Here is a 12,052-nt window from a genome sequence, read left to right as displayed (position 1 = left end):
CCGCACAAGGAGGAACGCCCGGTGGCGCACGAGCCTGGCCCGCACACCCTCGACGCCGAAGCGGTGCGCACCTGGAGCTCGCTGGCCCTGGCCGCACTGGGCCGGGTCCGCGAGGACATCGACGCGATCAACGTCTACCCGGTCGCGGACGCCGACACCGGAACCAACCTCTACCTCACCGCCGAGGCCGCCGACCGCGCCCTCGACGAGTCCCTCGCGGGCGTGACGGACCCCACAGCCGCCCCCGCCTCCCTCGCCGACGCCGTACGGGCCTACGCGCACGGCGCGCTCATAGGCGCCCGGGGCAACTCCGGGACCATCCTCGCCCAGCTGCTGCGCGGGGTCGCCGACGTCCTCGGCGCCGAACAGGGCGACCCCTCGGACCCGGCCGCCCCCGCCGACCGCGCCCCGGGCCCGCTGCTCGCGCGGGCCCTGACCCGCGCCGCCGAGGAGGCCTACCAGGCCGTCGCGCACCCGGTCGAGGGCACCATGCTCACCGTCGCCGGAGCCGCCGCCCGGGCCGGTGCCGCCGCCGGGACCGCGGCCGCCACCGCCGCCGACGTCGCCCGCGCCGCCTACGACGGGGCCCGCGCCGCCCTCGCCGAGACCCCGGGCCAGCTGGCCGCCCTCGGGAAGGCCGGAGTGGTCGACGCCGGGGGCTGCGGCCTGGTCGCCGTACTCGGAGCCCTGTGGCAGGCGCTGTCCGGCCAGGAACCCGCCGCCGAACCGGTACGCGGCCCCGCCGTGCCCGTACCCGTGGCGCTCGACCCGGAGCCCTGCGGGCAGGAGCAGGGCGGCCCCGCGTACGAGGTGGTGTACCTGCTGGAGGCCTCCGACGAGGCCGTCGCGGGGCTCCGCGCCGGCCTCGACCTCCTCGGCGACTCCCTGGTCGTGGTCGGCGGCGACGGGCTGTGGAACGTCCACGTGCACGTCGACGACCCCGGCGCGGCCGTCGAAGCCGGCGTCGAAGCCGGCCGGCCGCACCGCATCCGCATCACCCACTTCGGCGACCAGCGCCGCCGCGCCGCCGCCCCCCGGGCCCAGCGCGCCGTCGTCGCCGTCGTCCAGGGCGAGGGCCTGGCCGCCCTGTGCGGGGAGGCCGGCGCCACCCCCGTCCTGGCCCGCCCCGGGGAACAGCCCGCCGCCGCCGAGCTGCTCGACGCCGTCCGCCGGGCCCACGCCCGCGAGGTCGTCCTGCTGCCCGGCGGCCCCGAGCTGCGCGCCGCCGCCGCGGCCGCCGCCGAACAGGCCCGCGCCGAAGGGGTACGGGTCGCCGTGATCCCCACCCGCTCCGCCGTCCAGAACCTGGCCGCCCTCGCCGTCCACGACCCGGACGCCAGCTTCGACGAGGACGTCGTCGCCATGACCGCCGCCGCCGGCACCACCCGCTACGGGGAACTGGCCGTCGCCGAACGGCAGTCCTTCACCTCCGCCGGGATCTGCCAGGCCGGGGACGTCCTCGGGCTCATCGACGGGGACGTCGCCGTCATCGGCGCGGGTCTGCCCGAGACCGCCGAGGCCGTCCTGAGGCGGATGCTCGGCTCCGGCGGCGAACTGGTCACCCTCGTCCTGGGCCCCGAGGTCCCGGACACCCTGGCCGCGCGCCTGGAGGCGTACGTCCAGCAGGCGCACCTGGCCGTCGACACCGTCACCTACCGCGGCGGCCGCTGGTCGGCGCCCCTGCTCATCGGAGTCGAATAGCCGCCTTGTCAGCGCGATGGTGTGCAATGGAACACGTGCCCGCGCTCGACGAAGACCTCAAGAAGACCCTCGGCCCCGCCACCGCCAAGGTGCTGGCCGAGCAGCTCGGCCTGCACACGGCCCTGGACCTGCTCCACCACTACCCCCGGCGGTACGCCGAGCGCGGCGAGCTGACCTCGCTGGCGGACCTCGCCGACCAGCTCGACGAACACGTCACCGTCGTCGCCCAGGTCGCCGACGCCCGCCTGCTCACCTACCACGGCGGCCGCGGCGGCGGGAAGCGCCTCGAAGTCACCATCACCGACGGCAGCGGCCGCCTCCAGCTGGTCTTCTTCGGCGCCGGCGTCCACAAGCCGCACAAGGAGCTGCTGCCCGGCAGCCGCGCCATGTTCGCCGGCAAGGTCTCCCGCTTCAACCACAAGCTCCAGCTCGCGCACCCCGCGTACGAACCCCTCGGCGCCGAGGCCTCCGACCGGGACGCGGCCACCGCCTTCGCCAACCAGCTGATCCCGATCTACCCGGCCTGCGCCAAGCTGGAGTCCTGGAAGATCGCCAAGTGCGTGGACGCGGTACTGCCCCGCGCCCAGGAGGCCGTGGACCCGCTCCCGCCCGCCCTGCGCGAGGGCCGCGGGCTCGTCCCGCTCCCCGAGGCGCTCCTCAAGATCCACCGCCCCGCCACCAAGGCCGACATCGAGGACGCCCGCCAGCGCCTGAAGTGGGACGAGGCCTTCGTCCTCCAGGTCGCCCTGGCCCGCCGCCGCCACGCGGACTCCCAGCTCCCCGCCGTCGCCCGCCGCGCCGCCCCCGGCGGCCTCCTCGACGCCTTCGACGCCAAACTGCCCTTCACCCTCACCGAGGGCCAGCAGAAGGTCTCCAAGGAGATCTTCGACGACCTCGCCACCAGCCACCCCATGCACCGCCTCCTCCAGGGCGAGGTCGGCTCCGGCAAGACGATGGTGGCCCTGCGCGCCATGCTCGCCGTCGTCGACTCCGGCGGGCAGGCCGCGATGCTCGCGCCCACCGAGGTGCTCGCCCAGCAGCACCACCGGTCGATCACCGAGATGATGGGCGAACTCGCCGAGGGCGGCATGCTCGGCGGCTCCGACCGGGGCACCAAGGTGGTCCTGCTCACCGGCTCCATGGGCACCGCCGCCCGCCGCCAGGCCCTGCTCGACCTGGTCACCGGCGAGGCCGGCCTCGTCATCGGCACGCACGCCCTGATCGAGGACAAGGTGCAGTTCCACGACCTCGGCCTGGTCGTCGTCGACGAACAGCACCGCTTCGGCGTCGAACAGCGCGACGCCCTGCGCTCCAAGGGCAAGCAGCCGCCGCACCTGCTCGTCATGACCGCCACCCCGATCCCGCGCACCGTCGCCATGACCGTCTTCGGCGACCTGGAGACCTCCGTCCTCGACCAGCTGCCCGCGGGGCGCTCCCCGATCGCCACCCACGTCGTGCCCGCCAAGGACAAGCCGCACTTCCTCGCCCGGGCCTGGGAGCGGGTCCGCGAGGAGGTGGAGAACGGCCACCAGGCGTACGTGGTCTGCCCGCGGATCGGCGACGGTGAGGACGACCCCGGGAACAAGAAGAAGGCCTCCGCCGAGGACGAGGCCGAGAAGCGGCCGCCGCTGGCCGTGCTGGACATCGCCGAACAGCTCACCCGGGGCCCCCTCGCCGGACTGTCCGTCGAGGTCCTGCACGGGCGGATGGACCCCGCCGACAAGGACGACGTGATGCGCCGCTTCGCCGCCGGCGAGGTCAAGGTGCTGGTCGCCACCACCGTCATCGAGGTCGGCGTGAACGTCCCCAACTCCACCGTCATGGTGATCATGGACGCGGACCGCTTCGGCGTCTCCCAGCTCCACCAGCTGCGCGGCCGCGTCGGCCGGGGCTCCGCCCCGGGCCTGTGCCTGCTGGTCAGCGAGATGCACGAGGCCAGCCCCGCCCGGGCCCGGCTCGCCGCCGTCGCCGCCACCCTCGACGGCTTCGAACTCTCCCGGATCGACCTGGAACAGCGCCGCGAGGGCGACGTCCTCGGCCAGGCCCAGTCCGGCGTCCGCTCCTCGCTGCGGATGCTCGCCGTCATCGACGACGAGGAGGTCATCGCCCAGGCCCGGGAGGAGGCCGCCCGCGTCGTCGCCGCCGACCCCGAGCTGGAGCACCTGCCCGGGCTGCGCACCGCGCTCGACGCCCTGCTGGACGCCGAGCGGGAGCAGTACCTGGAGAAGGGCTGAGGCGCACGACCTATCGTTGGAGGCCAGAACGGAGGCCAGGGCCTCCCCCCGACCGCCCCAGCGAAGGACCCCAGATGACCCGCGTGATCGCCGGCACCGCCGGCGGGCGGCGGCTGTCCGTGCCGCCCGGCACCGGCACCCGCCCGACCTCCGACCGGATGCGCGAAGGGCTCTTCTCCACCTGGGAGTCCCTGCACGGCGTCGACGGCTCCCGCGTCCTCGACCTCTACGGCGGCTCCGGCGCCGTCGGCCTGGAGGCCCTCTCCCGGGGCGCCGCCCACACCCTGCTGGTCGAGGCCGACGCCAAGGCCGCCAAGGCCATCCGGGACAACATCAGGACCCTGGGCCTGCCCGGCGCCGATTTCCGGGCCGGCAAGGCCGAGCAGGTCGTGGCCGCCGCCGCGCCCGGGGACCCGTACGACATCGTCTTCCTCGACCCGCCGTACGCCGTCGAGCACGCCGAGCTCGGCGAGATCCTCCTCACACTCCGCGCCAATGGCTGGCTCACGGACGACGCGCTCGTCACGGTGGAGCGCAGCACGAGGAGCGGTCCGTTCCCGTGGCCGGAGGGGTTCGAGCCGCTGCGTTCGCGCAAGTACGGCGAAGGCACCCTTTGGTACGGTCGCGCCGCCTTCACCAGCGAAGACTCATGAACGAGGGAGCTCAGTTGCGCCGCGCCGTCTGTCCGGGATCGTTCGACCCCATCCACAACGGGCACCTCGACGTCATCGGACGCGCCGCCCGGCTGTACGACGTCGTGCACGTCGCCGTGATGATCAACAAGTCCAAGCAGGGCCTGTTCACCATCGAGGAGCGGATCGACATGATCCGCGAGGCGACCGCCGACTACGGCAACGTCGAGGTCGAGTCCTTCCACGGGCTGCTGGTCGACTTCTGCAAGCAGCGCGACATCCCGGCCATCGTCAAGGGCCTGCGCGCCGTCAGCGACTTCGACTACGAGCTCCAGATGGCCCAGATGAACATGGGACTGTCGGGCGTCGAAACGCTGTTCGTCCCCACCATCCCGACCTACAGCTTCCTGTCGTCCTCCCTGGTCAAGGAGGTCGCCACCTGGGGCGGCGACGTGGCCCACCTGCTCCCCGCGCACGTCCACGCGGCACTGGTCGAACGGCTGCGCGCGAAGTGACCCGGCGCGGGACGGGCCGGTCTTCCCCGGCCCGTCCCGCGCGTCCGTCCGGGGGCCCTACAGTCGTCTCTCGTCAGTCCTAGGCCGAGAGAGCGCGAGCCCCCCATGGACGTACAGAAGAAGCTGGACGAGATCGTCGCGGCCGTGGGCGGAGCCCGCACCATGCCGATGTCCGCCTCCTGCGTGATCAACCGCGCGGAACTCCTCGCCCGGCTCGAAGAGCTGCGGGAGGCCCTGCCGGGCTCGCTCGCCCAGGCCCGGGAACTCATCGGCGGCCGGGAACAGATGGTCGAGGACGCCCGCCGGGAGGCCCGGCGCATCATCGAGTCCGCCCACGCCGAGCGGGGATCGCTGATCTCCGGCACCGAGATCGCCCGCCACGCGCAGGGCGAGGCGGACCGGATCCTGGCCGAGGCCCGCCGGGAGGCCGCCGAGATCCGGGCCGAGGCCGACGACTACGTCGACAGCAAGCTCGCCAACTTCGAGGTCGTGCTCAGCAAGACCATCGGCTCCGTGGACCGCGGCCGGGAGAAGCTGCTCGGCCGGGGCCCCGGCACGGACGAGCACGGCCGCGACGACAGCGGCGCCCCCGAGCCCAGCGCCGACCCGCAGACCCGGCGCGAGCAGGCGGACGCGTACGTGGACCAGAAGCTCGCCACCTTCGAGGCGGTGCTGTCCAAGACCCTGGAGGCCGTCGGCCGGGGACGCCAGAAGCTCCTGGGCCGGGCGCCCGCGGACGACCTCGGCGCCCACATGGCGGCCCAGGACGCCGCCGGGGCCCGGGGGGCCCGCCCGTCCAGCGACGCGGAGTTCCTGGCCGGCCTGGCGGACCCCGGCCCCGAGCCCGTGCCGCTGCCCGCCCAGCCGGAGCCGGTGTACGACGGCTACGCGGCGGCGTACCCGGCGCAGCCCGCCGCCCACCCCCAGCAGGACGGCTACGCGTACCAGGACCCGTACGCGGGCTACCCCCAGCAGCCGGACCCGTACGGCGGCTACCAGCAGCAGCCCGACCCGTACGCCTTCTACCAGCAGCAGCCCCAGCAGCAGCCCCAGCACCCCCAGCGGCCGGCGCTCGACGAGACCAGCTTCTTCGACACGAGCATGATCAACCTGGAACAGCTCCACCAGTACGGACAGGGGCGCTGAGCCCGGATTGGGCTCAGAGCGAAGCGCCGGGTATCCTGGCTCTTCGGTCGCGCGTATGCGTCGCGATCCATGCTGCCCGTGAGCGGCGGAATCTTTGATCTTCAGCGATCTGTGAAAGCAGGAACGGCCCTGAACACCCGCCTCGACCACCGCAACCCCCTCGTGTTCGACACGCACGAGCTGGGACGGCGTCCTGGTGCCATGCAGCGGCTGTCCCGCGAGATCCCGGCGCCGGCGGACCTCGGTCTCGTCGACGTCATCGGAGTGCCGGAAGGCGCGCCGCTGAAGCTCAACCTCCGCCTCGAGTCGGTCATGGAAGGGGTGCTTGTCACAGGCACCGTCCGTGCATCGGCGACGGGGGAGTGCGTAAGGTGTCTGGAGACCGTCGAGCGCGAGCTCAAGGCGGACTTCCAGGAGATGTTCTCGTACCCTGACGCCGACGACCGGGGCCGCCCCAAGGCGGAGCCGGCCGACGACGCCGAGGACGACGAGGACACGCTCCACCTCGAGGACGGCTTGTTCGACCTCGAACCCGTGCTGCGCGATGCGGTGGTGCTCGCACTGCCGATGCAGCCGGTGTGCCGGGAGGACTGTCTCGGACTGTGCCCCGACTGCGGGCTCAGCCTGAACGACGACCCGGAGCACCACCACGACGCCGTCGACATCCGTTGGGCGGCATTGCAGGAACTCGTCGTGACCGATCAGGACGACGAGAAGGACAACATGAGCGGCACTGCATCTGACGACGTTCAGAGCGCCGCCGAGAAGCAGGAGAAGTAGCCGTGGCTGTTCCGAAGCGGAAGATGTCGCGCAGCAACACGCGCCACCGCCGGTCGCAGTGGAAGGCTGCGGTCCCCACCCTGGTTTCGTGTGAGCGTTGCCAGGAGCCGAAGCTCCAGCACATCGCGTGCCCGAGCTGCGGCACCTACAACAAGCGCCAGGTCCTCGAGGTCTGAGCGGCTGGTGAGAGGCGCAATGTCTGAGCTGTCCAACGCTGAGAAGCAGGCAGACAGTAACAACGCGGCCTCGTCCCACACGCTTCTGGAAGGGCGGCTCGGGTACCAACTCGAGTCCGCCCTTCTGGTGCGTGCGCTGACCCACCGTTCGTACGCGTACGAGAACGGCGGCCTGCCCACCAACGAACGCCTGGAGTTCCTCGGGGACTCCGTGCTCGGCCTGGTGGTCACGGACACGCTGTACACGACCCACCCCGACCTCCCGGAAGGCCAGCTGGCCAAACTGCGGGCCGCGGTGGTCAACTCTCGTGCGCTGGCGGAGGTCGGGCGCGGCCTCGAACTCGGCTCCTTCATCCGGCTCGGCCGGGGCGAAGAGGGCACGGGTGGCCGGGACAAGGCCTCCATCCTCGCCGACACCCTTGAAGCGGTGATCGGCGCGGTCTATCTCGACAAGGGCCTCGACGCGGCCTCGGAGCTGGTCCACCGGCTCTTCGACCCGCTCATCGAGAAGTCCTCCAACCTCGGTGCCGGCCTGGACTGGAAGACCAGTCTCCAGGAGCTCACGGCGGCCGAGGGTCTCGGTGTACCGGAATACCTGGTCACCGAGACGGGACCGGACCACGAGAAGACCTTCACCGCTGCCGCCCGCGTCGGTGGTGTCTCGTACGGCACCGGTACCGGCCGCAGCAAGAAGGAGGCGGAGCAGCAGGCCGCGGAATCCGCCTGGCGCGGCATCCGCACCGCGGCGGACGAGCGCAAGGCGGCGGAAGCCGCTGCCGCCGCCGCTCCGGCACAGGGCGACGGGGCGCCGACGCCCGCCGACCCGGCGCCGGAGGCCTGACCGGCTTCTTCTACAGTGACCCCGTCGCACCCCGGTGCGGCGGGGTTTCCTGTTCGACGCCGCGCCCCCTCCAGGAGGAACACCATGCCCGAGCTGCCCGAGGTGGAAGTGGTACGGCGCGGCCTGGAGCGGTGGGTGGCCGGGCGGACCGTCGCGGCGGTGGAGGTGCTCCACCCCCGGGCCGTACGCCGGCACCTGGCCGGCGGCCCCGACTTCGCGGCGCGCCTGGCGGGCCAGACCATCGGGGTGCCGCGGCGGCGCGGGAAGTACCTGTGGCTGCCGCTGGAGGGCCGGGACCTGTCCGTCCTCGGCCACCTCGGGATGAGCGGGCAGCTGCTGGTGCAGCCGGCCGACGCCCCCGACGAGAAGCACCTGCGGATCCGGCTGCGCTTCGCCGACGACACGGGCACCGAACTGCGCTTCGTCGACCAGCGCACCTTCGGCGGGCTCTCGCTGCACGAGACCGTCCCCGGCAGCGCCGAGGGCCTGCCGGACGTGATCGCGCACATCGCCCGCGACCCGCTGGACCCCCTCTTCGACGAAGGGGCCTACCACCTGGCGCTGCGCGCCAAGCGCACCACCGTCAAGCGGGCCCTGCTGGACCAGTCGCTGATCAGCGGGGTCGGCAACATCTACGCCGACGAGGCGCTGTGGCGCGCCCGGCTGCACTACGAGCGCCCCACCGCGAGCCTGACCCGCCCCCGGAGCGCGGAACTCCTCACGCACGTGCGGGAGGTCATGAACGCCGCGCTCGACGTCGGCGGGACCAGCTTCGACAGTCTGTACGTCAACGTGAACGGCGAGTCCGGCTACTTCGACCGGTCGCTCGACGCCTACGGGCGCGAGGGCCGGCCCTGCCGCCGCTGCGGCACGCCGATGAGCCGCCGGGCCTGGATGAACCGGTCCAGCTACTTCTGCCCGCGCTGTCAGAGGCCGCCGCGCGCCGTGTCGTAGGCCTCCCGGGAGGCGAGCACCTCGTCCATGCTGGTCTCCAGCAGGTCGATCAGGGCGCGCAGGCGGTCGGCGACCTCGCGCCCCAGCGGGGTCAGCTCGTAGTCGACGCGGGGCGGGTTGGTCGGCTGCGCCTCGCGCAGCACGATCCCGTCGCGCTCCAGGGCGTGCAGCGTCTGGGAGAGCATCTTCTCGCTCACACCGTCGATCCGGCGGCGCAGCTCGTTGAACCGGCAGGGGCCCTCGCGCAGCGCGCCCACGGTGAGGCTGCCCCACCGGCCGGTGACGTGTTCCAGGGTTTCGCGCGAGGGGCAGGCGCGCGCGAAGACGTCGAACGGCAGGTCGGCCGTGACGGCTTCGGGACAGGCGGGGTTCTCCATGACACAAGCGTACTCCCGGGCAGCGCTAACTTTCTGCTTGCGCTTTCCAAAAGTTAGTGCTTCTCTTGCTCCAGCGCAGTCCTGCGCCCCGGTCGCACTGCGCCGCCCGACGTTTCGAGGAGAACAGTCATGTCCGCGAACACCCACACCCCCGTCGTCTCCGTCGCCTACCACTCCGGCTACGGGCACACCGCCGTGGTCGCCGAGGCCGTTCGGGCCGGCGCCGCCGACACGGGCGCCACGGTGCACCTGATCAAGGTCGACGAGATCACCGACGCCGAATGGGCGCTGCTGGACGAGTCGGACGCGATCATCTTCGGCTCCCCGACCTACATGGGCACCGCGTCGGGCGCCTTCCACGTCTTCGCCGAGGCCTCCTCGAAGCGCTGGTTCGGCGACGTGTGGCAGGACAAGGTCGCGGCGGGCTTCACCAACTCGGGCTCCAAGGCCGGCGACAAGCTGAACACCCTGCAGTTCTTCCAGATCCTGGCCGCCCAGCACGGCATGAGCTGGGTCAGCCTGGGCCTGAAGCCGGGCTGGAACCACAGCGGCGGTGCCGAGACCGACCTCAACCGCCTCGGCTTCTCCTCCGGCGCGGCCGCCCAGACCAACAACGACGAGGGCCCGGACGCCGTCCACAAGTCCGACATCGCCACCGCCGAGCACCTGGGCCGGCGCGTCGCCGAGCACGCCCGCGTGATCGTCGCGGGCCGTGCCGCCCTGGCGGCGGCCGGAGCCTGACGGCCGCGCCCCCGCGCCACCCGCGCCTACGCGGACGGGCGGACCACCCTCGGGTGGTCCGCCCGTCCGCGTACGCGCACCGGGTGCGGCCCCGTCAGAAGCCGAAGTCCTGGGTCCACCAGGGGCCGCCGGAGCCGAACCAGACGCCGACGCCCAGGGTGCGGAATTCGCAGTTGAGGATGTTCGCCTTGTGGCCGGGGCTGTTCATCCAGGCCTGCATCACGGACTTCGCGTCTCCCTGGCCGCGCGCGATGTTCTCGCCGCCCATGCCGGAGATGCCCGCGTTCTGGGCCCGCTGCCACGGCGAGTTCCCGTCCGGGTCGGTGTGGTCGAAGAAGCCCCGTACCGCCATGTCCTTGCTGAAGGCGCCGGCCAGCGCCGCGAGCGGCGGGTTCGCCCGGACCGGTACGCACCCGGCCTGGGCGCGCTCCTGGTTCACGAGCGCGAGGACCTCGGCCTCCTCGGCGGACTGCCCGCCGTCGGCCGTCGGAGCGGCGGGCTTGGGGGCCGTCGGCGGCTTGGGTGCGGCGGGCTTGGGTGCGGCGCTCGTCTCCGGGGCCTTGTCCGGGGCCTTCTCCGGCGCCTGGTCCGGGGCCTTCGTGGAGGCCGCGGGCGACGGGGACGCCGAGGGCGACCCTGAAGGGGAGGGCGACACGGACGGGGAGGGCGCGGCGGAGGAGGTGCCGGCCTGCGGGGCGGCGGCGGAGGCCCGGCCCGACAGGTTGGCCAGACCGTTCGGCTGCCCGGCCGGCTCGGGGGAGGCGGCGGCCGACGGCTCGGCCCGGGCCTCCGTCCTCTCCCCGGCACCCGTGCCGACGTACGGGAAGGAGCCGCCGACCGGGACGAAACCGGTCGTCACGGCCGCCGTGCCGAGGGCCACGGCCACGGACGCGCCGAACAGCCCGGTGCGCACGGCGGTGCGCTTGGCGCCGCGCCGGGGTGCGGCGTGGAGTCGGTGGCGTCCCATGGGTGCCGTGCCTTCCCTTTGCAAGATCAACGTTTGCTCACCCGAAAGGGTGAGTCATTGGTGGGGGACTGTAGCCCATGGGACAAGGGGGGCGATGGGTCCCGGAAACCCTTTGCCCGGTTAGCGTTCTTGCATGGATGAAGACGTGCGCATGACCGCCTGGGTGCGTGGCCGTGTACAGGGAGTGGGCTTCCGCTGGTTCACCAGGGCCAATGCCTTGGAGATCGGAGGGATGGCCGGCTTCGCGCTCAACCTCGACGACGGGCGAGTGCAGGTCGTGGCGGAAGGTCAACGTGAGAATTGCCACCGGCTGCTGGACTGGCTCCGCTCCGCCGACACGCCCGGACGAGTGGACGGGGTGACAGAGATCTGGGGCACACCGCGCGGTGGCTACGACGGCTTCGAGATCCGGTGACCAATCGACTGATCATGGACTGATCAGACCCCCGGAACGTCCGCACCCGGTCGGATCTGCGCATTCGCCGCCGACGCGTTGCCGCGGCGGTGGATCCGTGGAAGGCTCGGAGGCGAGGATGATCCCTCCGCCCCCAGCGCGGACCGGGCCGCCCGCCGATACGGGGCGTGATCGTGTTGACCGTCAAACTTTTTGGTGAGACGCTGGAAGCCCCGCGCACCCGAGCTGTTTGGCAGTGGTGGTAGCAGTAAGCGCAGTGACTGACTGTCGTTGCCGGACATCCGCGGGTGCGATTCCCTCACGACCCACACCGCTTCGGTCGGTCACTCAGTGTGGAGGACCATCCATCATGGCAAAGGCGCTTCTCGGTTACGTCGGCGGTTCCGACCCGCGACTCCTCGCCGAGATGCGACGGCTTCAGCAGCGCGTCCAGGACCTCGAGTCCGAGCTCGGACGGATCCAGTCCGAGAACGACGCGCTGACCGCGGCCGCCGCTCAGCACGGAGAGTCGCTGCTGGACAGCATCGAGATCGACGTACCCCAGGCGGAGCCTGCGCTCACCTGATCCGCTCT

At 72.5% G+C, this 12,052-nt stretch carries 14 protein-coding genes; 12 read left to right on the top strand and 2 right to left on the bottom strand.

What is annotated here, in order from left to right; all coding sequences use genetic code 11:
- Positions 1–21: 21 nt before the first annotated feature.
- The 9 genes from ABD973_RS08475 (at position 22) to mutM (ending at position 8,979) form a co-directional block, all read left to right on the top strand.
- Complete coding sequence (locus tag ABD973_RS08475) at positions 22–1,701, top strand: DAK2 domain-containing protein (protein ID WP_345499582.1); 1,680 nt, start codon at positions 22–24, stop codon at positions 1,699–1,701.
- 26 nt (positions 1,702–1,727) lie between these two features.
- A complete protein-coding gene (gene recG / locus ABD973_RS08470; RefSeq protein ID WP_125822625.1) occupies positions 1,728–3,935 on the top strand; it encodes an ATP-dependent DNA helicase RecG in 2,208 nt (735 codons plus the stop codon).
- Between the two features lie 74 nt (positions 3,936–4,009).
- Entirely contained in the window at positions 4,010–4,588 is a 579-nt protein-coding gene (gene rsmD, locus ABD973_RS08465) for a 16S rRNA (guanine(966)-N(2))-methyltransferase RsmD (protein WP_125822626.1), read from the top strand.
- Positions 4,589–4,602: 14 nt separating this feature from the next.
- Entirely contained in the window at positions 4,603–5,082 is a 480-nt protein-coding gene (gene coaD, locus ABD973_RS08460) for a pantetheine-phosphate adenylyltransferase (RefSeq protein ID WP_185899221.1), read from the top strand.
- 105 nt (positions 5,083–5,187) lie between these two features.
- On the top strand, positions 5,188–6,228 hold the full coding sequence (locus ABD973_RS08455; protein WP_345499581.1) for a DivIVA domain-containing protein: 1,041 nt from the start codon (positions 5,188–5,190) through the stop codon (positions 6,226–6,228).
- A 78-nt stretch (positions 6,229–6,306) separates the two neighbouring features.
- Positions 6,307–7,008, top strand: coding sequence for a YceD family protein (locus tag ABD973_RS08450; protein ID WP_386382866.1), 702 nt, complete (start codon positions 6,307–6,309; stop codon positions 7,006–7,008).
- Between the two features lie 2 nt (positions 7,009–7,010).
- The gene (rpmF, locus tag ABD973_RS08445) at positions 7,011–7,184 is read left to right on the top strand and encodes a 50S ribosomal protein L32 (RefSeq protein ID WP_003965982.1); all 174 of its coding nucleotides are present in this window, start codon (positions 7,011–7,013) and stop codon (positions 7,182–7,184) included.
- Between the two features lie 19 nt (positions 7,185–7,203).
- A complete protein-coding gene (rnc, locus tag ABD973_RS08440) occupies positions 7,204–8,025 on the top strand; it encodes a ribonuclease III (RefSeq protein ID WP_125594588.1) in 822 nt (273 codons plus the stop codon).
- Between the two features lie 84 nt (positions 8,026–8,109).
- On the top strand, positions 8,110–8,979 hold the full coding sequence (mutM, locus tag ABD973_RS08435) for a bifunctional DNA-formamidopyrimidine glycosylase/DNA-(apurinic or apyrimidinic site) lyase (protein WP_125822628.1): 870 nt from the start codon (positions 8,110–8,112) through the stop codon (positions 8,977–8,979).
- On the opposite strand, the gene ABD973_RS08430 is transcribed toward mutM, so the two are convergent.
- Positions 8,952–9,356, bottom strand: a complete 405-nt coding sequence (locus ABD973_RS08430; protein WP_125594590.1) for a winged helix-turn-helix transcriptional regulator — start codon at positions 9,354–9,356, stop codon at positions 8,952–8,954. The two genes, mutM and ABD973_RS08430, sit on opposite strands and share 28 nt — an antisense overlap.
- Positions 9,357–9,485: 129 nt before the next feature.
- Between ABD973_RS08430 and ABD973_RS08425 the strand changes: the two genes are divergently transcribed.
- Entirely contained in the window at positions 9,486–10,097 is a 612-nt protein-coding gene (locus ABD973_RS08425) for a flavodoxin family protein (RefSeq protein ID WP_125594591.1), read from the top strand.
- A gap of 94 nt (positions 10,098–10,191) precedes the next feature.
- Here ABD973_RS08425 and ABD973_RS08420 read toward each other — a convergent pair whose 3' ends face one another.
- A complete protein-coding gene (locus ABD973_RS08420) occupies positions 10,192–11,064 on the bottom strand; it encodes a CAP domain-containing protein (RefSeq protein WP_345499578.1) in 873 nt (290 codons plus the stop codon).
- Between the two features lie 133 nt (positions 11,065–11,197).
- On the opposite strand from ABD973_RS08420, the gene ABD973_RS08415 reads away from it, so the two are divergent.
- Together ABD973_RS08415 and ABD973_RS08410 are read left to right on the top strand one after the other, a co-directional pair.
- Positions 11,198–11,479, top strand: a complete 282-nt coding sequence (locus tag ABD973_RS08415) for an acylphosphatase (protein ID WP_007266807.1) — start codon at positions 11,198–11,200, stop codon at positions 11,477–11,479.
- 349 nt (positions 11,480–11,828) lie between these two features.
- The gene (locus tag ABD973_RS08410) at positions 11,829–12,044 is read left to right on the top strand and encodes a hypothetical protein (protein WP_125605129.1); all 216 of its coding nucleotides are present in this window, start codon (positions 11,829–11,831) and stop codon (positions 12,042–12,044) included.
- The last annotated feature ends 8 nt before the right edge of the window (positions 12,045–12,052 follow it).

This window comes from Streptomyces racemochromogenes, from assembly GCF_039535215.1.
In the GTDB taxonomy this organism is placed as follows: domain Bacteria; phylum Actinomycetota; class Actinomycetes; order Streptomycetales; family Streptomycetaceae; genus Streptomyces; species Streptomyces racemochromogenes.
Note: the sequence above shows the minus strand (reverse complement) of the source record. Positions and strands in the feature narration are given on the sequence as shown.

Bases quoted from the DNA above. Each gene is read 5' to 3' on its own strand.
- recG (WP_125822625.1), top strand. From the start codon at position 1,728: ATGGAACACGTGCCCGCGCTCGACGAAGACCTCAAGAAGACCCTCGGC.
- rsmD (WP_125822626.1), top strand. From the start codon at position 4,010: ATGACCCGCGTGATCGCCGGCACCGCCGGCGGGCGGCGGCTGTCCGTG.
- ABD973_RS08455 (WP_345499581.1), top strand. From the start codon at position 5,188: ATGGACGTACAGAAGAAGCTGGACGAGATCGTCGCGGCCGTGGGCGGA.
- rnc (WP_125594588.1), top strand. From the start codon at position 7,204: ATGTCTGAGCTGTCCAACGCTGAGAAGCAGGCAGACAGTAACAACGCG.
- mutM (WP_125822628.1), top strand. From the start codon at position 8,110: ATGCCCGAGCTGCCCGAGGTGGAAGTGGTACGGCGCGGCCTGGAGCGG.
- ABD973_RS08430 (WP_125594590.1), bottom strand. From the start codon at position 9,356: ATGGAGAACCCCGCCTGTCCCGAAGCCGTCACGGCCGACCTGCCGTTC.
- ABD973_RS08425 (WP_125594591.1), top strand. From the start codon at position 9,486: ATGTCCGCGAACACCCACACCCCCGTCGTCTCCGTCGCCTACCACTCC.
- ABD973_RS08420 (WP_345499578.1), bottom strand. From the start codon at position 11,064: ATGGGACGCCACCGACTCCACGCCGCACCCCGGCGCGGCGCCAAGCGC.
- ABD973_RS08415 (WP_007266807.1), top strand. From the start codon at position 11,198: ATGGATGAAGACGTGCGCATGACCGCCTGGGTGCGTGGCCGTGTACAG.
- ABD973_RS08410 (WP_125605129.1), top strand. From the start codon at position 11,829: ATGGCAAAGGCGCTTCTCGGTTACGTCGGCGGTTCCGACCCGCGACTC.